Origin of the sequence: Arachnia rubra (assembly GCF_019973735.1) — a bacterium.
GTDB classification, from domain to species: Bacteria; Actinomycetota; Actinomycetes; order Propionibacteriales; family Propionibacteriaceae; genus Arachnia; species Arachnia rubra.
The window spans coordinates 2980492-2999172 of the sequence record NZ_AP024463.1 but is presented as its reverse complement, the minus strand read 5'-3'; the positions used below and the strand labels follow the sequence as shown (position 1 = coordinate 2999172).

The following is an 18681-nucleotide window of genomic DNA, read 5'->3' as shown; positions in this document are numbered from 1 at the left end:
CCGCTCTGGGATACGCTCATCGGCGGTGACGTGTCTGAGCGGCCGAAAGAGCTCGCCTCGAAAGCGAGTGTGGTGCAAGCCACCGTGGGTTCAAATCCCACCGTCACCGCAGCAGCCCCCGGCAACGCCGGGGGCTTGATTTTATTGTCGGCTCAGTTGCCCACCGCTGCTCACGAAACACCGGGTCCTCCAGTCACGCGGCGAAACGTTTCATGGCTCCCTGGCGCGTCATGCCGATGATGTCGCCGATTGCCTGCCAGGAGCACCCGGCGGTACGGGCATGCTGGACGGCCGTGTCAAGACGGTTTTCGGCAGCCTTGATTCCCAAGAGGGCTTTGTAGACCTCTATCAGTGCTGGGTCGGTGATGGTGGCGATGGGGTCGGGTCCTTCGCCGTTGTTGGCATTCTCGATCTCGTCGAGAAGTTCTTCTGTTCGTATAGTCCGTTTCATAGCACGGGCGGCCGGTTGGGTTATGTCGCGGAGGAGATGCGCCGCCGGTCCAGGAGCCAGCCTACGACGAACAGCGCCGCGGTCAGCAGGAAGGTGGCGCTCAGCTGTGCTGCGACCTCCGGGACGGTGAAGCCGAGGACGACGATGCCGAGCAGCGCCGCCAGGGTCAGCCAGGACAGATAGGGGAAGCCCCACATCTTCAGCGGCAGGTCCGTGCCTTCGCGTTCAGCCCGGCGCCGCAGCACCAGGTGAGAGACGATGATCGCCAGCCAGGTGACGATCAGGGTCGAGCCGACGATGTTCAGCAGCGCTTTGAGCACCGCGTCGCCCCAGAAATAGTTGAGCGCCACGGCGACGAAACCGAACACCGACGTCGCCAGGACGCTGCTGACCGGCACCCCGCGCGAGTTGGTGCGGTGCAGCGCGGCTGGCGCCATGCCGCGTTCGGCCAGGGAGAAGATCATCCGTGAAGCGCCGTAGAGGTTCGCGTTGAGCGAGGAGAGCAGGGCGATGATGATGACGACCGCGATCGCCGCGGCCAGGGCCGGGAACCCCGCCGCGTTCAGCACGGCGACGAACGGGGCCTGCTCGATCTCGGGGCTGTCCCAGGGCAGGACCAGCAGCATCACGGTCACCGCCCCCATGTAGAACAGCAGGATGCGCCACAAGATGGTGCGCACGGCCTTGGCGACGCTGCGCTGCGGGTCCGCCGTCTCAGCGGCGGCGACAGCCATCAGCTCGATCCCCCCGAACGCGAAGATCACCACCAGCAGCGCCCCCGCGACCCCGCTGACCCCCTTCGGCATGAACGGCACGTCGACGATGTTGTGCAGCCCCGGGGAAGTCCCGGAGGTGAGGCCCAGCAGGAAGGCGGCCCCCAGGATGAGGAACCCGACGACGAACCCCACCTTGATGAGCGCGAACCAGAATTCCAGCTCCCCGAAGTTGCCGACGTGCACGAGATTGCTCGCCGTGAACGCGACCATCGCGATCAGCGCGAACACCCACGGGGCCACCGACGGGAAAATGCCGTTCAGGTACTGCGCGGCCGCCGTCGCCTCCGCGGCGACCACCAGGCAAAACTCGATCCACCACAGCCACCCCAGCGCGAACGCCGCGGGCTGGCCCATGGCCTTGCCCGCGTAGTAGGAGAACGCTCCCGGGTTCGGATCGGCGGCGACCATCTCGGCCAGCATCCGCATCACCGCCAGGATGACGGCTCCCGAGATCAGGTAGGCCAGCAGCACAGCGGGGCCGGCGGCCGCGATGCCGACACCGGAGCCCACGAACAGCCCAGCCCCGATCGCCGACCCGAGGCTCATCATCACCAGGTGACGGGGACGCATGGTGGCCTTCAGGCCGGTAGAGGGGGCTGCTGACATGGGGGTCACTATACGGGCAGATGTCTGCGCCCTTGCTGTCCTCGCAGCCATGAGACGCCGCTGCACTACCCCGCGACGGGCGGCAGCTCCATGAGGTGCCGCAGCCAGCTGGCGCCGGTGTCCCGCGCGGCGGCCAGTGAGTCGGTGTGCCCGGCGCCGGGCAGCACGACCTTGTGGCGTTCCGGCACCTCGGCGGGCCAGCGCTCTATGGGCGTGGACGTGTCGAACTCCCCGGAGACCAGCAGGGTATTGGCGTAGTCGATGGCAGTTACCTCCTCGCGGCGGCCGCCCGCCTCGAAGAAGCCGTCGAGGCCGCTGAACAGCAGCGACGACGGGCTCTGGAACATGGCCGCTCCCCCTTGGGTGTCCGCACGGGCGACGGCGGTGGGATCCCCGTCGACGACATAACCTGTCACGAAGAAGGCAGGCCAGCTGAAGATCATCCGCATCACCGGCGAGTACAGCCGGGCCATGAGCCACCAGGCGGCACTCGGGCCGCGCTGCGCCGCGAGCATGGTGCGCAGGACACGCTGCCGGGCGCTTTGGCCAGAAAAGGCTATGAAGAAGGCCGTTACCAGAGCCCGGGAGTCCGACGCGCTCCAACGGCCCCGCCGGGTCCAGCCGTCCAGCAGCCTGGCGGCGACCTCCGCCCCGATCGTGTTCTCGGCCTCCTGCGTGCTCAGCCACCGCCGCCACACCGCCTGGATCTCGTCGGGAAACCAGATCAGCCCCGGGGCGGTGTTCGACCCGAGGAGCAGAGAACCCTGCACCGAGGCGCGGTGACGGGTCTGCATCACCTGCGCCACCCGGGTCCCAAAACTGTGGGCGACGAGCAGCACCGGTCCCAGGCCGAGCTGCTGGCGGAGCGCCTCCAGGTCGTCGGCCATGCTCGTCAAGCCGAAGTCGTCGAACACCACCCCCTGCGACCTCAGGTCCGCGAAACCTCGCGCCAGGTCGTCGGCGACGGCGGCGGAACCGGCCAGGCTCAGTCTCTTCACAGGCTTAAGGACCGCTTTAGTGAAGTGAGGGGACCGCAGGACCGGTGCCGACTTGCCCACTCCGCGATACTCCAGCACGACGACGTCCATGAGGTCGAGCCAGGCCTCGGGAGGCCTGAAGCTGAGGTTGCTCATCCCCGGCCCGCCGCCGAGGAAGAAGCAGGTGCCGCGTGCGGTCCCGGTGCCCCGGTAGCGCCGGTAGGGCAGGCGGATCGTGCCGGGAGCCGACTGGCAGGGGCGCTCGATGAAATCGCTCTCATAGTCTGGCATGCGAGGTGCTCTCTCTGTTAGGGAGATGGGGGCAGCCACCACGTTACCCATAGCCAGGGGCTGAACAAGGCTTGCGGCTGCGCAGACCAGACCGATACGCTCAATCACGCCCCATAGCCGAGCCTGAGAATTATCAGTTGTAGGGAACTATCCGCGCATGAGCAAACGTTAATGCGACGGGGGTCGCAGCACCACCGCGCGCTGGAAAGCGACATGGCGCACCAGGCATTGCCTCACCCAGTCCAGGCCGCCATCCCCGCGCTTCCCGGCCACAGGCAAGGAAAGACATGACAGATTCCCCCATTCGCAAGGGGCAGGGCCGCACCTGGGCGAAGGCCATCCTGCTGGGCGAGCACTCCGTCGTATACGGGCATCCCGCTGTCGCCATCCCGCTCCACGACCTGCAGATGCAGGCGACCGCCACCCCCGTCTCCGGCCCCTCGACGCTGAACAGCCTCGGCTACCACGGCCCCATGGACGAGAGTGGATCACACTTCGCGTGCGTCGTGCGCGCGTTCGACGCAGCCCGGGAGTTCGCGGGGTGTCCCGGTCAGTGCTTTGAGATCACCACCCACAGCGACTTCCCCCACGAGCGCGGGCTGGGATCGTCGGCCGCGGCAGCGGGGGCGGTCATCCGCGCGGTCCTGGACGCCTGCCAGCGCGCCGCCTCCGCTGATGAGCTGTTCGCGCTCACGCAGCTGGCCGAGCAGGTCGCGCACGGGAGACCATCCGGGCTGGATGCGGCAGCCACCAGCTCCCCTTCGCCGATACGGTTCCAGCGCGGTGAGATGCGGTTCCTCAGCCAGCGCATTGGTCGCGCGCACCTCGTCATCGCCGATTCGGGAGTCCACGGCAGCACCCGGGAGGCCGTCGGTGGACTGCGCCAGCGCTACGAGGCCGACACCGCGGCCATCGGCCCGCTCATCGACACTCTCGGCGCGCTCACGCAGACGGCGATCACAGCACTGGGCGACGGCGACGCCCCCGCGCTCGGGACCGCAATGAACCAGGGGCATGCGGTGCTGCGGGAACTCGGCTTGAGCCTGCCGGTCCTCGACCGGCTCACCGACGCCGCCCGCCAGGCCGGGGCGCTGGGAGCCAAGCTCACCGGCGGAGGACTTGGCGGCTGCATGATCGCGCTGGCGGACAGCGCTGGAACGGCAGACCGCATCCGCGCCGCCCTCCTGGCTGCGGGCTCACCCGCCACATGGACCTACCAGATGCGTATCAGCGAGGTAACTGAGTGACACCCACCGCAACAGCCAGCGCCAACACCAACATCGCCCTGATCAAGTACTGGGGCAAGGCGGACGAGTCGCTGACCATCCCCACCACCTCAAGCCTGTCCCTCACCCTCGACGACACCTGGACGACCACTACGGTCTGTTTCGACGGCGGCTCCGCAGGCGAGGACGCGGTGACCATCAACGGCTCGTCCCCCAGCGGGACCGAGCTGGCCCGGGTGAGCCGCTTCCTCGACCTCGTCCGCGGCGTGGCGGGCCAGAGCGCGAAGGCGAGCGTCACCTCCGCCAGCACGGTGCCGCTCGCCGCCGGCCTGGCGAGTTCCGCTGCCGGTTTCGCCGCGCTTGCCGCCGCTGCCTCACGCGCGGCTGGCCTGGACCTCGACGACCGGGCGCTCTCCCGGCTGGCCCGCCGCGGCTCCGGCTCGGCGGCGCGATCCATCTTCGGCGGGCTGGTGCTGTGGAACGCCGGCACCGACGACGAGACCTCCTACGCGGAGCCCGTCGAGGCCGCCCTGGACCTGGCGATGGTCGTGGTCGTGGTCTCCGGGCGGCACAAGACCATCGGCAGTACGCAGGCCATGCGCGAGACCATGCGCACCTCGCCGCTCTACCCCGCCTGGGTCGCCTCCAGCCGCCAGGACCTGAGCGTGGCGCTGGCGGCGGTGCGCTCCGGCGACCTGCCGCGTCTCGGTGAGGTCGTCGAGGCCAACGCCCTGGGGATGCACGCCGCGATGCTCACCTCCCGTCCCGGCATCATGTACTGGCTGCCCCGCACGGTCGAGGTGCTGCACACCGTCCGGGCCCTGCGCGACGAGGGCCTTCCCGCCTGGGCGACCATCGACGCCGGGCCGAACGTGAAGGTCCTCACCCAGGGCAGCAGCGCGGAGCAGGTCGCCGCCGCCCTGCGGGAGCGCGTCCCCGGTGCGGCGGTGTCGCTCCGCCACCCGGGCGCCGGGGTGCGCAGCGGGGAGGCCGTCTCGTGATCTCGCAGAGCGCGCCCGGGAAGCTCTACATCGCCGGGGAGTACGCCGTCGTCGAGCCCGGTCACCGGGCGGTGCTGGTCGCGGTCGACCGGTTCATCACCGTACGCATCACACCCGCCGAGCACGCCGGCCGCATCAGCTCCGCCCTGTACGAGACCCGCTCCCTAGCCTGGTACCGGCGTCCGGAGGACGGCATGGTGGAGGTCGAGGAGCAGTTCGACGACTACGTGGTCTCGGCGATCCGCCTCGTCGAGCAGCTGGTGCGCGAGGCGGGTGGTCCGCTGCGATTCTTCGACCTGGACGTCTCCAGCGAGCTGGACGACGGCAGCGGGCGCAAACTCGGCCTGGGGTCCTCCTCCGCGGTGACCGTAGCCACGGTGCGTGCCGTGGCGAGGTTCTACGACCTGCCCCTCGACGACCTGGCTGTGTACAAGCTGGCGCTGCTGGCCAGCGAGGCCGTGCAACCCATCGGCTCCGGCGGTGACATCGCGGCCAGCGCCTTCACCGGATGGGTCAGCTATACCTCCCCCGACCGCTGGTGGCTGCACCAGTTGCGCGCCCACACGAGCGTCGGGGAGCTGGTGCGGATGGACTGGCCCTACCTGAGCATCCGCCGCCTGCCGTCGCCGGACCTGAACCTGCGCGTGGGCTGGACCGGGGCTCCCGCGTCCACCCCGCGGCTGGTGGCGGGCGTCCAGGCCCACACCCGCGGATCCCACGACGCCGCCTACGCCGCGTTCCTGCGGGGCAGCGAAAGCTGCCTGAGCGCGCTGATCCAGGCTCTGGAGGGCGACGACGCCCAGGAGATCGGACGTCAGATCGAGGAGAACCGGCGGCTGCTGTCAGATCTCAGCCGCACGAGCGGGATCGTCATCGAGACCCCTCAGCTGCGGCGGCTCGTGGAGATCGCCCGTCAGTGCGGGGCAATGGCCAAGAGCTCCGGCGCCGGTGGCGGGGACTGCGGCATCGCCCTGTGCCTGCCCGAGACGGACGTGGCCGCCATGTGCGCGTCCTGGGAGTCGGCGGGCATCCAGCCTCTGGACCTGTCGGTCTACTCGCACGGCGAGGCCACCCCATGAGCTTCGAGCCCACCGCGTCGGAGCGCGCCGTGCGCAAGGACGAGCACCTCGACCTGGCGGTGCGCCTGCACGGCCAGGAGCGGCCCAACGCTTTCGATGATGTGTCCTTCATGCACCACGCCCTTCCAGGCACCGCAACCGGGCTCGCCGACACCGGTACGACGGTGTGCGGGGTGCGCTGGGAGGTGCCGTTCTACATCAACGCGATGACCGGGGGGGACGCAGGCCACGGCCCAGGTCAACGCCGGCCTGGCCAGGGCGGCCGCCGAGGCGGGCGTCGCGATCGCCTGCGGGTCGCAGCACATCGCCCTGCGGGAGCCGGAGCGCGCCGACGGCTTCCAGGTCATCCGCCGCGAGGCCCCCGACGCCTTCGTGCTCGCCAACGTCGGCCCGACCGTCACCGGGGAGCAGGCGTTGCGCGCCGTCGAGATGCTGCAGGCCGATGCCCTGCAAGTCCACCTCAACGTCGCGCAGGAGCTGATCATGCCGGAGGGCGACCGCGACTTCCGCGACTGGGCCGGGCGCATCGCCGCCATCGCCGACGCGGTGCCCGTCCCGGTGGTCGCTAAGGAGGTCGGGTTCGGGCTGTCGCGCCGCACGATCGCGACTCTCACGCAGGCTGGTGTCGACGCCGTCGACGTGGCCGGGGCCGGCGGCACCGACTTCATCGCCATCGAGAACGAGCGGCGCCCCCACCGCGACTACTCCTACCTGACCGGCTGGGGGCAGTCGGCGGTGCTGTGCCTCCTGGAGTCGCTGAGTGGCGACGACCCCGTCACCCTGCCGGTGCTGGCCTCCGGCGGGGTACGCACCCCCCTCGACGTCGTGCGGGCGCTCGCGCTGGGTGCCCGGGCCGTCGGTGTCTCGGGGCATTTCCTGCGCACCCTGGTGGCTGACGGGGCCAACACGCTCCGGCGGGAGCTGCGCTCGTGGACTGAGCACGTGCGCACCCTGATGACCTTGCTGGGCGCGGCTAGCGTCGAGCAGCTGCGCCATACGGACGTCCTGGTGACGGGCCGCACCGCCGAGCAGGCGCGCCTGCTCGGCGTGGACCTCGGACAGCTCGCCCGCCGGTCAGCGGGCTGAGCACGTCAGGACAGGGCCGCGAGCGCCGCGACGATGCCGGGGGCGGCGTAGAGCGTCATGAACTGCACGCCGTAGTTGACCCCCAGCCGGTTGAGCGTCCCGCACACCACGCCGATGAGCAGCACCCCGAAGATGTTCGGGATGCCTGCGTCGATGTAGGCCAGCAGCAGGATGAAGGCCGTGAACAGCGCGAGCACCGCCTCGTGTGGGATGCGCCGCATCACGAAGTAGGTGATCTGCGACGACCAGCGCACGGCGATCACGTAGGTGATCACGACGGAGATCAGCGCGCCCACGGTCACGGCCAGGATGAACTCGGGCAGCTGCAGCAGGTGGTGCAGGTTGTTCTCCAGGCTGTAGACAGGGGGCGCGTTGAACAGCGGCCCCGCGGGTCCGGCGGAGACCCCCGAGATGGGGATGCCCAGCGCGACCAGCGGGATGATCACGCCGGCGAGATAGGTGGAGTGCGTCAGCGCGCTCATCACGGTGACCGCGCGCTGGGAGCGTTGGACGTGATCCTCCTTGTGACGCGCGACAGACGCCTCGCCCAGCAGGAAGGTCAGGCCGACGGGGCTGAGCACGAACAGGGGCGTGGATGCAGCCGCCATGCCGGCGCTCCACCATCCCTCGGACTGGGTGACCAGGCGTCCCGGCATCAGCTGGTGGGACTCGAAGCCGGAGCGCAGCAGCGTCGTCTTGGTGTGCCCGCCATGGGGGAGGGCCTCGCGGCGCTTGGCGTTGAGCAGCTCCAGGAGGGTGATGAGCATGGGACCCACCGTGATCCCCAGGAAGAAGGAGATGCTCACCTTCTTCTCGGCGGGGATGATCCCGGCCGCGTGATAAAGCGCGGGCAGCGCCTGGAACAGGATCGCCATCGGGATGATCGAGATGAGCGCGAGGATCCGATTCTTGCCGAGCAGCGCCAGGAGCACCGCGCCGGCCGCGAGGATGATGTTGGTCTGGGCCTTGATCGGGCCGGCGAGGGGCGCGAGCAGCCCCGCCAGGGCGAAGCTCAGGGGAATGGAGACCACGGTTCCGATGGTGGAGCCGACGGCCATCTTCCGGATCGTGTCCGAGGCCAGGCCCTTGCCGCGCAGGAACAGGGAGTGCTCCATCAGCGGAGCCGACATCACCCCGCCCGGCAGGCCGACCAGCGCCGTCGGGATGCCGTTCATCAGGTTGAGCGTGACGATTGCGGAGATGAAGAACGCGAGCACCACCTGCGGCGGCGCCCCGGCCAACACAATGGCGAGGGTGACGGGCGCCAGCACGCTCGTCTCGTCGGTGCCGGGGATGAAGCCAATGAAGGTGTAGAGGACGACGGCGCCGAGCACCGCTGCCAGCATCATGACAATGAGGTCCGGGGTCACTGGGCACCGCTTTCAGTGGCGTACTCGCCGGCGGCGGAGTCGGCGCCGTCGACGATGCTGACCTCGCGTTTGGGGGTCACGAGGAAGCAGTTCACGGTGAAGCCGACGACCGAGGCTCCCAGCCCCCAGAAGAGGGTCTGCCCGCCGACGGCCAACGACAGCAGCACCGCCGCGACGGCGCACACCACCGCCACCAGCAGGGAGATCACAAGGTCTTTGGGTGAGACGAGGTCATTCCAGACCTCGATGTTCTGGTGCTCCGCGTCCTCGGAGCCCGCTTCGGGAATATCGCGCACGGGGGGTGATGTTATTCGACTTCTTCCCGGCGCACTATATGTTCCTCGCTGTGAATTTCACATTCCCCGTCACGGCTGGACGGCGCGCATCGGAGAACGGGGTCGTCCCAGACGGCGGCAAACCCATTCTCACAAGCATTTTCACATCGACGGTGAGGGGCTGGGGGCCAGGCAGATGGTCCCGGACTCGACGGGGACCTCTGACAGCCCGGACTCCGACATGCCCTGGAAGTCGTTTTTGGAGCCGATCAGCACATCGACGGTGCCGTCGACGCGGGAGTCGGTCTCCATGGTCGGCTCCACCAGGTAGCTGGCCACCAGTTTTGCCGCCTCGGCGTTGTTCGAGCCGGCGCGGATGATCGTCTTGGTGATCTGCTCCTCGGTGTTCTTGGTCTTGCTGACCTCGAAGCCTGCCGTCTTCAGCGCCTGGCTCACCGTCGACCCCAGGCCGTCGGTGGAGCCGCCGTTGAAGACCCGGACTGTGACGTCCTTCGGAGTGACCGACCCCAGTTTCTGCGATACGCACGGCGTCGGGGGCGGGCCGGGGAAGGGGGCCGTCATGGCGCTCCAGCCCCAGCTCGCGCCCCAGAGCAGGAAGATCAGCAGCCCGATCAGTATGACCGGAGTGGCGAGGAGTCGGAAGATACGCACTGTCTCAGATTCTCACGAGAGTTCCAGCACGCGGGCGTGCATCGTCTGGCGTTGTTGTAGGGCCGCCCGCAGGGCGCGGTGGAGGCCGTCCTCTAGGTATAGGTCACCGTGCCAGGACACCACGTGCGCGAACAGGTCGCCGTAGAAAGTGGAGTCCTCCTCCAGGAGGGCCTCAAGGTCGAGAGTGCGCTTCGTCGTGACCAGCTCATCCAGCCGTACCTGATGCGGAGCGATGGCGGCCCACTGCTTCTGGACGTAGCCGTGGTCCGGGTAGGGGCGGGAATCACCGACACGCTTGAAGATCACGCGGTCAGTCTAGCCATTTCCGGTGTCGGATAGTTCCTCGCGCGCATTAATGCATATCCAGGCCGTGCCGGGAGGTGTTGTCCGCTGCGTTTGGGGGAGTGGCATGGCAGGCTAGGGGCGTGAGTGAAGAACTGGTTGCGACGATTCAGGCAGGCTACGGATTCGACGGTGACGCGGTGCAGCTCGGTGTGCTCCTCGACGAGGGGAGTCCGGTGGTCGAGGCTCCCATCCGCATTCCGCTGGGGATGTTCAACCGGCACGGGCTCGTCGCCGGGGCCACGGGCACCGGCAAAACCAAGACCCTCCAGCTGATGGCCGAGGCCCTCAGCAAGGCGGGCGTGCCCGTCTTCGCCGCCGACATCAAGGGCGACCTGTCCGGCATGGCCTCCCCGGGAGCTGCCAGCGAGAAGCTGACGGCGCGGGTCGAGGCGCAGGGTCAGCCGTGGGAACCGAAGGCCGCGCCATGCGAGTTCCTGGCGCTCGGCGGGCAGGGCACCGGCGTACCGGTGCGGGCGACGGTCTCGTCGTTCGGCCCGGTCCTGCTGTCGAAGGTGCTGGGTCTCAATGAGGTGCAGGAGAGCTCCCTCGGGCTGGTGTTCTACTACGCCGACAACAACGGCCTGCCGCTGCTGGACCTCAAGGACCTCGTCGCGCTGCTGAAGTTCCTCACCTCCGACGACGGCAAGGACGAGCTGAAGGAGATCGGCGGGGTGTCCGCCGCCACGGCCGGAGTGATCCTGCGCAACCTCGTCACGCTCTCCGAGCAGGGTGGCGACGTGTTCTTCGGCGAGCCCGAGTTTGAGCCGGAGGAGCTGTTGCGCACCGCCTCCGACGGCCGGGGCATCGTGTCACTGCTGGAGCTGCCCGATCTGGCGTCGCGGCCCGAGATGTTCTCCACCTTCCTGATGTGGCTGCTGGCCGACCTGTTCAGCTCCCTGCCCGAGGTCGGCGACCCCGACAAGCCGAAGCTGGTGTTCTTCTTCGACGAGGCGCACCTGCTGTTCAAGGGGGCATCCAAGGCATTCCTCGATTCCATCACCCAGACCGTCCGGCTGATCCGCTCGAAGGGCGTCGGCGTGTTCTTCGTCACCCAGACCCCCAAGGACGTGCCCGAGGACGTGCTGGCGCAGCTCGGGTCGCGGGTGCAGCACCAGCTGCGCGCCCACACCCCCAACGACGCCAAGGCCCTGAAGGCGACGGTGTCCACCTACCCGAAGTCGGCCTACGACCTGGAGGAGGTGCTGCAGAGCCTCGGGACCGGCGAGGCGATCGTCACCGTCATGAACCCCAAGGGCGCTCCGACGCCTGTCGCCTGGACCCGGATCTGGGCCCCCGAGGCGTCGATGGAGCCCACCGACGCCGCCGTGATGCAGCAGGCGGTGGCCGCGTCGCCGCTGATCGCGAAGTACGGTCAGGCCATCGACCGGGAGTCGGCCTATGAGATCCTCACTGCGAAGCTCGAAGCCGGGGCGAAGGCTGCCGAGGAGGAACAGCAGCGTGCCGAGCAGGAGAGGGCCGAGGCCGAGCGCCGCGCGGAGTCGGAGCGCGAGGAGCGCTCCAACGACAGGTCCTCTGGCCGCGGTCGCACATCGGCGGTGGAGCGGATCGCCAGCCGCGGCATCATGCAGGTGATCCGCACCGTCACCCGGGAGGTCGTCCGCGGCCTATTCGGCACCGGAAGACGGCGATAGAGATCGCTTCCCGGCCCGTGTCGAAACCATGGTGACTTGGGGTTGGGTTTGTCTGCCGGGTGCCAGTGGTGGTTTCGACTCAGCCGTTTGCTGGCGCTCACGTGCTGGCTCAACCAGCTTGGAGACGTGGAAGTTGGTTGAGCCGGGTTGCGGCGAAGGAGCGGTCCGTGTCGAAACCACGGTGAGGGCGTCCGGGGTCTTGGATCAGATCTGACGCAGGAGCGTGTCCGTGTCGACGCGCAGCAGCGTGGCGGCCCTGCGACCCGCTCCGGCGATGAAACCGAGCGGCACGGCGATCAGTGGCACCGCTACCACCCACGCCTGGGCCAGCAACGCCCCGGGATCCATGCTGAAGCCGGCCACCGACGTCAGCAGGGACGGCAGCGCCGCCAGTGCCATGACCACCCCGACGCCCAGAAGCACCCCGATGGCCGAGACGCACAGCGCGAAGATGAGGGCTTCCAGCAGGTAGAACCTCACGATCGCCCGCCGCGTCCACCCCAGGGACCTGAACAACCCGATCTCCTCGATGCGCGATGTCATCCACGTCCCCGCCACGGATGTGCCCGCGAACAGCGCCCCGAGGACGGTGACGAAGAGCACCAGCACGGAGGCCACCGCGAGTCCTTGCCGGGCCCTGTCGAGCTGGATCCCGGAGCCGATGGCGCTGCGGGTGCCGTAGCCCAGGTCCTCCACCGACTTCTGCACCTTCGCGACGTCGTTCACGTCCCCGACGTAGAGGTAGATGGAGCTGTAGGGAGGCGTGTCCGGTGGCAGTGCCGCCGCCTGGATCTCGTTGAACTGGGAGGAGTTGATGAACACCGCATCCGGGGGCTCCCCCTGGACGGTTTCCGGGTCGTAGGTGCCGATCACCATAAAGTGTTTCGCCTCGCCCGTTCCGCTGGTGGAACTGACCGCCCGCGTGACGTTGACCTCGATCGTCTTTCCCACCAGGTTTTCGTGTTGTCCGGGTACCAGCATCTGGCCGGGTTCCGGGAAAGCGGCGGGATTGCTGTGGACGTCCTTCATTCGGTCGTCGAACGGGTTGCGGGGTGTCAGCCACCACGGCCCCGCGCCGTCCTCGGAATCGGCGATGTCCGCGGGCGGGTCGATTCCTGAGATGCCCGACGGGAACACGTGCTCCACACCGTCCAGTTTCCCCAGTTGCTTGACCGCGTTCGTGTTCAACGGTGGACTGTTCGGCCCGCTGTAGCCCTGAATGACCTCGATCTCCTTGGCTCCGAGGCTTTCCGTCAATCCTCGGGATGTGCCGTGCGTGGCCCCTCGGGCCAGCCAGGACAGGACAACCGTTGCCAACACCAGGAGCAACACCAGCACCGCGATCAACCTGTGCCGCCGCACGGTCCTGGCCAGGCTGCGTCTCACCAGAGCGAAGGTGCTCATAGGATGGTCCTCCTTCCGCGGAGAGCAATCGCACGATCCGCTGCTGCTGAGATGGCCTCCTCGTGGGTCGCGACGACGACCGCGCAGCCCCGGTCGGCAAGATCCCGCAACGCCCGCCGAACGCAGGAAGCCAGGTGATCGTCGAGTCCAGTGGTCGGTTCGTCCAGCAACAGGACCTTCGCCTCCATCTGCAGGGCCCTCAGGATGCACACCCGGCGTCGCTGCCCGCCGGAGAGCTTGTTGATCTCGGTGTCGTGGAATTCATCGATCCCTAGGTTTCTCCTGACCTCCGCGAGCCACGAGGCGGGAGCGCGGGAGCCGGGAGCGATCTCCAGGTTCTCGTTCACCGAGAGCCAGGGAAACAGGTAACTCGACTGGTGGACGATGCCGATCGCGTGGCGCCTGAGGCTGGCCCGACCGTCCTCGTCCAGCTGGCTGAGGTCCTGCCCCGCCACCTCGACGACACCCTGATCCGCCGTGGTCAAACCTCCCAGGATGTTCAACAAGGTGGTTTTCCCACCGCCGGACGGCGATACGAGCGTCACCAATTCGCCGGCGTCGACCCAGAAATCGAGATCTTTGAGCACGACGTTTTCGCCATACGACTTCGTGATGCCGTGACACGCGATTCTGGTCGTCATTTAATTCCCCAAACAGAGCTCAGATAGTAGGCGAAGGTTGAATCGAGGCTGCATTTCTCGGGGCTGTCCTGATCCGCCATCGCCAAACGTTCAACATTGTCACAGGTGGTAAGTCCCTGCAATCTCTCCTTGGTGTCTTCCTCCTGTTGTGTGGAGAGATCGGGATGCATTGCGCCACGTGCTGAGGCCGCCCAGATCCGAAGACTTGTGGGTCGTTCGGCATCCGCCACGTCGCTGAGGGGGTCGATCCCCCGGGCCTTGGCGGTTGCCACCCATTCGTCCACGTTGGCGACACCCCATTTCATACCGAGAACACGGTAAACGAGTGTATCGCCCACTGCCCCGTCGGGGAGATTCTGCGGGACGGCAATTCTCAGTGGTGAAGCATGGTCGTCCAGCTGGAGTGCAGCGTCCGCGGCCATGTGAGACAGGAGCGCACCCTGCCAGTCAGGCAGTCGGACCTTGTTCACGTCTACGTAGCGGTCGAGCGCCTCTGCGCGTTCGATGTCATCGAATTCGCCGGCGTACTGCAGGACCACTGCTCGCAACAAATGCGCGGCCAAGCCGTCGAACCGAGAGGTCGTGGTGGCGAGATTCATGACCTCATCCATGGGTCCCTTGGTTTTGTCGTTGAAGAGTTCCTTGGTTCGCTCCTTCATCATGCAGAATGCGATGTGGGTCTGCCCCAAGGCTCCGATGGGCTGCGTTTCAGCGGCAGCCATTTCGTGTGTGTTCATGCGGCTGATCTATATTCAGCCAAGGCTGCAACTGTGAACTCTCGCGCTCAGTGTGCTTTGATATCCACAACATCTTCTCCGCGGCAAGGGCGTCTTCAAGAGAATTTTCCGTAGCCGTCTTCGCAAGGTCGTCGTCGGTTTTGATCTCTATCTTGAGTTGGACCCGCAGACCCATCGGCTCCTTCGTGGGGGAGATTTGTGTGAAAGGGGTCAGGGCGAGGAAGAGGATCACCTAAATCTTAGGCGTTGATGGTCTTGGACATGGTCTGATAGCTTCAGTGAGGCTTGTTCACAACTCTCTTTGAGCGTGCGCTTACTGGGGTTTTTCCTGGCCGGCACGCTGTCTGTTAAATAAGCCTCATTGAACCTTTTCGTAATACGCTGCTGATCGGGCTCAGGTGTCCCGTCCGCCACCACTCCATGGATAGGCTTCTAGGGCAATGATCCGCTGATCTTGTGAGTGAGAAGTTTTGCCGAGGCCATCAGGCCGAAAGGCAGAGCGTCAGGGTCGAATCCGAGAGGATGTGGATCTGGCCTGGCGAATGGTCATAATGGCAGAAACTGTGAGCGTAGCGATGAGTGCGGGCATAAATTTTTCTGTTCCCCATTGTGCTCCAGCGATACCAGCCATCAAGATCAGAGAGCAAACGATAGTGAAATTCGTGCTGTACGCGATGTTTTGCGCTACAAAGGTCTTGTATGCCATCGCGGCAGTCAGTCCTACGATGAGCACGGATGCCATGATTGTCGCACGCGGAATCGTGATCCACGAGATTGCCGTCATGATGGTGGCCAGGAGAAATACCATGCAGATAATGAAGATGACAACCTGTGGGAAGTGCCGTTGTCGCAGTTCCCTTGTTGGCAGACCGGATTGTTTCATGATGCAACCGACGTAGAACACCAGGCTGCTGCCGCGGCAAGCGAAGCCACCAAGCCGATTGCGCCACCCCGAATTGCCGACCGGCCAACCACGCGCAGGAGCCAAGAAGCCACTTGAGCATACTTCCCCTTTGCCAGAAGACCCCTGATAGCACCGTCGATAAGCATGGTTCCTGCACCGGGAACCGCGACGTTGAGCACACATTTGCCCCACTCCCCGCTGCCGAACTGGTGTTGGGGACTCGCGCCCTCCCCTCCTGCTCCCTTGTCCTCCGAACCCGGGAACACATACGTCCCGATCGGAACATTGAACCCTTCCGCAATACGCTGCAGATCGGCCTCAGGCGCCCCGTCCTGCCGGACGGCCTCTACATTAACGCTCCACCTGCCCTCAGAACCCTGCTGAAGATAGCGTTCAAAAATGGTTGTGACCTCGGCCTCCACAGCCTGGAGATCAACATCATCCTGCACGAGAGCCGTCGTCGCCGACATCTTCGTGACCCTCACCGGAATCTCCTCATCCTCTCTTCTTGAGACCTACCATCGAAACGGAACCCAACGAACTATCCCGCACGGACACATCGAACGGGTCCAGCACACGCACGAGTCCAACGGCGCACCACCCACCCCTGAGATCCGCAGCCGCAACACCCCAGGGACTCCGGCGTTTCCAGGTTGTCACACCCCTACCCCGGCCAGCACCACGAGGCGGATCCACTCAGACCCCCTTTGTCAAACCAATAACTGCGATGCGAAACACCACGCGACAGGCCTCGGTGAACTTTTGTTCCCGTCACGCTACCCCACCAGCACCATCCAGCAGTAGCAACTACCAACCAATCACCTCACGAGAGAGTTCCGCGGGTGGTGACCACATCGCACCCGACTCAGCCACCTTCCGCACCCATCACGCTGGCAAGGCTGTTGGGTGGATGCGCTGCTTCTCACGCCAGTATCCTCAACCGGGCGAGGCGCTCTCGGGAGGCCGAGCCCGGGGTCGCGGTCCAAACGATGATCTGCATCCCCGGGTCAGCGTTCCAGGTCAGCGCAGACCATTCGAATTCGAGCTCCCCCACCAGCGGGTGCCGCAACAGCTTGGCGCCGCCAATACGCGAAAACATCATCCCCGGCGGACAGTTCTGCGACGAGACGACGCAACTCCGGATCGTCAGGGGTGGTGGCGTTGAACCTGCGCAGCTGCTCCACCGCCACCCGGGTCACGTCCTCCCAGTCCGCGTAGAGCCGCCGCATCCGGGGAAGAACACGGCCACCAACGTCAACCAGAAGGCACCCACAATCGCATAGGCACTCGTTCTCTCACGTCTGTCGACATGTCCACTGACCATCATAAAGCCCTCTTAGTAACTCATCTGCTCGTGTCGCACCGGGAAGTGAGATCAGCCTATCTATGAACCTTATCCCCCGGGTCGGCGCATTGTTATGAGTCCGGACACCAGCAGGGTCGAGGTCAGCGCAGGCCAGAATTTCTCGGTCCCCCACACGGGCAGAACTATGGCAGCCACTATCAGGAGAGAAACAATGATCTTGTACGGAAGCTGCGCACTATCAGCACGAGATATGAAGACTTCATATGCCGTGCCTCCCAGCACAACCATTGCCATCAGGCCAGCAATTATCCCCGCAGTCTCAAGGGAAACCCAGGTGGACAACCAGAAAGCCAAGAAAGCCAGCCCCACTAGGCCCAGCCGAAACGTACACAGGGCAAAGTACGCGATTGCCTTCTCTCGCGTACCGGGTTGTGTATCATCCATCACTACGCCCACGGGGAGGCGCACCAAGCAGCTGCACCAGCGAGTAACCCGATCAACCCGACGGTTCCGCCCACCGCCTTCAGTCCCTCTTTCAAGGCCGCAGGCCCGACTACCCGAATCAGGTGCGACACCACCTTGGCATACTGCCCTTTGGCCAACAAGGAAAGATAGCCCCCTTGCATAGCTTTCGTGACCACCGCTCCGAAAGTAGGGACGAGAGCACCGAGCACGCATTTGCCCCACTCCCAGCTGCCGAACTGGTGTTGGGGACTCGCGCCCTTCCCTCCTGCGTCCTTGTCCTCCGAGCCCGGGAACACATACGTCCCGATCGGGACATTGAACCTTTCCGCGATACGCTGCAGTTCAGCCTCAGGCGCCCCGTCCTGCCGGACGGCCTCTACATTAACGCTCCACCTGCCCTCAGAATCCTGTTGAAGATAGCGTTCAAAAATAGTTGTAACCTCAGCCTCCACAGCCTGGAGATCGACATCATCCTGTACGAGACTCGGAACCGACGCATCCTCGGGAACAGTGACGGCCGAAGCAGGAATCATAGCCTGACCACACGACATCGTCGCAACGAGAGCCGTCGTCGCCAACATCTTCTTGAACCTCACCGGAATCTCCTCATCCTCTCTTCTTAAGACCTACCATCGAAACGGAACCCAACGAACTATCCCGCACGGACACATCGAACGGGTCCAGCACACGCACGAGTCCAACGGCGCACCACCCACCCCTGAGATTCACAGCCGCAGCCCCTCGAGAAAATCAGCGCTTCCAAGTTGTCGCATCCTTGCTTCAACCAGCACCACGAGGCAGATCCACTCAGATCCCCTGTCAAACCGGAATTGCGATGTGAAATGCCGTGCGATAGGTCTCGGTGAAATTTTGTTCTCACCACGCTACCCCGCCGACACCATCCGGCAGTAGTAACTATCGGCCAATCACCTTACGAGAGGCTCCACAGGTGCTGGATGTACCCGAGCCGAAACCCGCACTGAGGTCGCCCGCTGGATCGAGGTGGTCCACAAGAAGCCTCGACCACACTCGTCGCTGGGATAACAGTCTTCAGTCGAGTTCGAGCAATACCATACACCTCGCCCGGGCGTTCGCCCAGGAGGGGCAGGTCATGCTGCTGGACGAACCCACCAACCACCTCGACATCTCCCACCAGCTGGACATCCTCACAACCTTGAGACAGACGGGTCTGGGTGTGGTCGTCGCCCTGCACGACCTGAACCTGGCCACCACGTTCTGCGACGAGGTGCTGGTCCTGCACAAGGGCCGGGCGGTGTGTCTGGGGCGTCCGGCGGACGTGCTGACCGAGGACCTGATCCGTGAGGTCTACGGGGTGGAGGTGCGGATCCTGCATCCGGACGGCGACGAGACGCCGCTGTTCCAGTTCCTCAGGCCGGTGACGCAAACCTGAGCGGCG

Annotated in this window: 19 protein-coding genes, 1 tRNA gene and 1 pseudogene; 7 read left to right on the top strand and 14 right to left on the bottom strand. The window is 65.7% G+C overall.

What is annotated here, in order from left to right; genetic code table 11:
* Window positions 1-24: 24 nt before the first annotated feature.
* Window positions 25-109 (top strand) — tRNA-Ser (locus SK1NUM_RS13635).
* Window positions 110-193: 84 nt separating this feature from the next.
* On the opposite strand, the gene SK1NUM_RS13630 is transcribed toward SK1NUM_RS13635, so the two are convergent.
* From SK1NUM_RS13630 to SK1NUM_RS13620, 3 genes are all read right to left on the bottom strand, one after another.
* On the bottom strand, window positions 194-451 hold the full coding sequence (locus SK1NUM_RS13630; RefSeq protein ID WP_212323228.1) for a hypothetical protein: 258 nt from the start codon (window positions 449-451) through the stop codon (window positions 194-196).
* A gap of 20 nt (window positions 452-471) precedes the next feature.
* The gene (locus SK1NUM_RS13625) at window positions 472-1833 is read right to left on the bottom strand and encodes an amino acid permease (protein WP_223927624.1); all 1362 of its coding nucleotides are present in this window, start codon (window positions 1831-1833) and stop codon (window positions 472-474) included.
* Window positions 1834-1898: 65 nt separating this feature from the next.
* Window positions 1899-3209, bottom strand: a complete 1311-nt coding sequence (locus tag SK1NUM_RS13620; RefSeq protein ID WP_223927623.1) for an alpha/beta fold hydrolase — start codon at window positions 3207-3209, stop codon at window positions 1899-1901.
* Between the two features lie 179 nt (window positions 3210-3388).
* On the opposite strand from SK1NUM_RS13620, the gene mvk reads away from it, so the two are divergent.
* From mvk to fni, 4 genes are all read left to right on the top strand, one after another.
* A complete protein-coding gene (mvk, locus tag SK1NUM_RS13615; protein WP_212323222.1) occupies window positions 3389-4348 on the top strand; it encodes a mevalonate kinase in 960 nt (319 codons plus the stop codon).
* On the top strand, window positions 4345-5328 hold the full coding sequence (gene mvaD / locus SK1NUM_RS13610) for a diphosphomevalonate decarboxylase (RefSeq protein WP_212323219.1): 984 nt from the start codon (window positions 4345-4347) through the stop codon (window positions 5326-5328). The genes mvk and mvaD overlap by 4 nt, the downstream gene beginning before the upstream one ends.
* Entirely contained in the window at window positions 5325-6407 is a 1083-nt protein-coding gene (locus SK1NUM_RS13605; RefSeq protein WP_212323216.1) for a phosphomevalonate kinase, read from the top strand. The genes mvaD and SK1NUM_RS13605 overlap by 4 nt, the downstream gene beginning before the upstream one ends.
* A gap of 249 nt (window positions 6408-6656) precedes the next feature.
* Window positions 6657-7493 (top strand): type 2 isopentenyl-diphosphate Delta-isomerase, encoded by an 837-nt coding sequence (gene fni / locus SK1NUM_RS13600; protein WP_223928020.1) that lies wholly within the window; start codon window positions 6657-6659, stop codon window positions 7491-7493.
* 5 nt (window positions 7494-7498) lie between these two features.
* Here fni and SK1NUM_RS13595 read toward each other — a convergent pair whose 3' ends face one another.
* From SK1NUM_RS13595 to SK1NUM_RS13580, 4 genes are all read right to left on the bottom strand, one after another.
* Window positions 7499-8863: a tripartite tricarboxylate transporter permease gene (locus SK1NUM_RS13595; RefSeq protein ID WP_212323210.1), complete on the bottom strand. Its 1365-nt coding sequence runs from the start codon at window positions 8861-8863 to the stop codon at window positions 7499-7501.
* Entirely contained in the window at window positions 8860-9159 is a 300-nt protein-coding gene (locus tag SK1NUM_RS13590; RefSeq protein ID WP_212323208.1) for a hypothetical protein, read from the bottom strand. Before SK1NUM_RS13590 ends, SK1NUM_RS13595 begins: the two co-directional genes overlap by 4 nt.
* Before the next feature lie 141 nt (window positions 9160-9300).
* Window positions 9301-9810: a LytR C-terminal domain-containing protein gene (locus SK1NUM_RS13585; protein WP_212323206.1), complete on the bottom strand. Its 510-nt coding sequence runs from the start codon at window positions 9808-9810 to the stop codon at window positions 9301-9303.
* 12 nt (window positions 9811-9822) lie between these two features.
* A complete protein-coding gene (locus tag SK1NUM_RS13580; protein ID WP_212323204.1) occupies window positions 9823-10116 on the bottom strand; it encodes a type II toxin-antitoxin system VapB family antitoxin in 294 nt (97 codons plus the stop codon).
* Window positions 10117-10235: 119 nt separating this feature from the next.
* Between SK1NUM_RS13580 and SK1NUM_RS13575 the strand changes: the two genes are divergently transcribed.
* Complete coding sequence (locus tag SK1NUM_RS13575; RefSeq protein WP_212323202.1) at window positions 10236-11807, top strand: helicase HerA-like domain-containing protein; 1572 nt, start codon at window positions 10236-10238, stop codon at window positions 11805-11807.
* Between the two features lie 204 nt (window positions 11808-12011).
* On the opposite strand, the gene SK1NUM_RS13570 is transcribed toward SK1NUM_RS13575, so the two are convergent.
* From SK1NUM_RS13570 to SK1NUM_RS13540, 7 genes and pseudogenes are all read right to left on the bottom strand, one after another.
* Window positions 12012-13211, bottom strand: a complete 1200-nt coding sequence (locus SK1NUM_RS13570) for an ABC transporter permease (protein WP_212323200.1) — start codon at window positions 13209-13211, stop codon at window positions 12012-12014.
* A complete protein-coding gene (locus SK1NUM_RS13565; protein WP_212323197.1) occupies window positions 13208-13852 on the bottom strand; it encodes an ABC transporter ATP-binding protein in 645 nt (214 codons plus the stop codon). Before SK1NUM_RS13565 ends, SK1NUM_RS13570 begins: the two co-directional genes overlap by 4 nt.
* Window positions 13849-14589, bottom strand: coding sequence for a hypothetical protein (locus SK1NUM_RS13560; protein WP_212323195.1), 741 nt, complete (start codon window positions 14587-14589; stop codon window positions 13849-13851). The genes SK1NUM_RS13565 and SK1NUM_RS13560 overlap by 4 nt, the downstream gene beginning before the upstream one ends.
* A gap of 502 nt (window positions 14590-15091) precedes the next feature.
* Window positions 15092-15472, bottom strand: coding sequence for a hypothetical protein (locus tag SK1NUM_RS13555; RefSeq protein ID WP_212323193.1), 381 nt, complete (start codon window positions 15470-15472; stop codon window positions 15092-15094).
* Window positions 15469-15978: a hypothetical protein gene (locus SK1NUM_RS13550; protein WP_212323190.1), complete on the bottom strand. Its 510-nt coding sequence runs from the start codon at window positions 15976-15978 to the stop codon at window positions 15469-15471. The genes SK1NUM_RS13555 and SK1NUM_RS13550 overlap by 4 nt, the downstream gene beginning before the upstream one ends.
* A gap of 437 nt (window positions 15979-16415) precedes the next feature.
* Window positions 16416-16722 (bottom strand): annotated as a pseudogene (locus tag SK1NUM_RS13545) (MmyB family transcriptional regulator).
* A 523-nt stretch (window positions 16723-17245) separates the two neighbouring features.
* Window positions 17246-17860 (bottom strand): hypothetical protein, encoded by a 615-nt coding sequence (locus tag SK1NUM_RS13540; RefSeq protein ID WP_212323184.1) that lies wholly within the window; start codon window positions 17858-17860, stop codon window positions 17246-17248.
* Between the two features lie 515 nt (window positions 17861-18375).
* Here SK1NUM_RS13540 and SK1NUM_RS13535 point away from each other — a divergent pair.
* Window positions 18376-18675, top strand: coding sequence for an ATP-binding cassette domain-containing protein (locus SK1NUM_RS13535; RefSeq protein WP_212323182.1), 300 nt, complete (start codon window positions 18376-18378; stop codon window positions 18673-18675).
* Window positions 18676-18681 lie beyond the last annotated feature (6 nt).

Coding starts and splice junctions, on each gene's coding strand:
- SK1NUM_RS13630 (WP_212323228.1), bottom strand. CDS start 451: ATGAAACGGACTATACGAACAGAAGAACTTCTCGACGAGATCGAGAAT.
- SK1NUM_RS13625 (WP_223927624.1), bottom strand. CDS start 1,833: ATGTCAGCAGCCCCCTCTACCGGCCTGAAGGCCACCATGCGTCCCCGT.
- mvk (WP_212323222.1), top strand. CDS start 3,389: ATGACAGATTCCCCCATTCGCAAGGGGCAGGGCCGCACCTGGGCGAAG.
- SK1NUM_RS13570 (WP_212323200.1), bottom strand. CDS start 13,211: ATGAGCACCTTCGCTCTGGTGAGACGCAGCCTGGCCAGGACCGTGCGG.
- SK1NUM_RS13565 (WP_212323197.1), bottom strand. CDS start 13,852: ATGACGACCAGAATCGCGTGTCACGGCATCACGAAGTCGTATGGCGAA.
- SK1NUM_RS13560 (WP_212323195.1), bottom strand. CDS start 14,589: ATGAACACACACGAAATGGCTGCCGCTGAAACGCAGCCCATCGGAGCC.
- SK1NUM_RS13555 (WP_212323193.1), bottom strand. CDS start 15,472: ATGAAACAATCCGGTCTGCCAACAAGGGAACTGCGACAACGGCACTTC.
- SK1NUM_RS13535 (WP_212323182.1), top strand. CDS start 18,376: ATGCTGCTGGACGAACCCACCAACCACCTCGACATCTCCCACCAGCTG.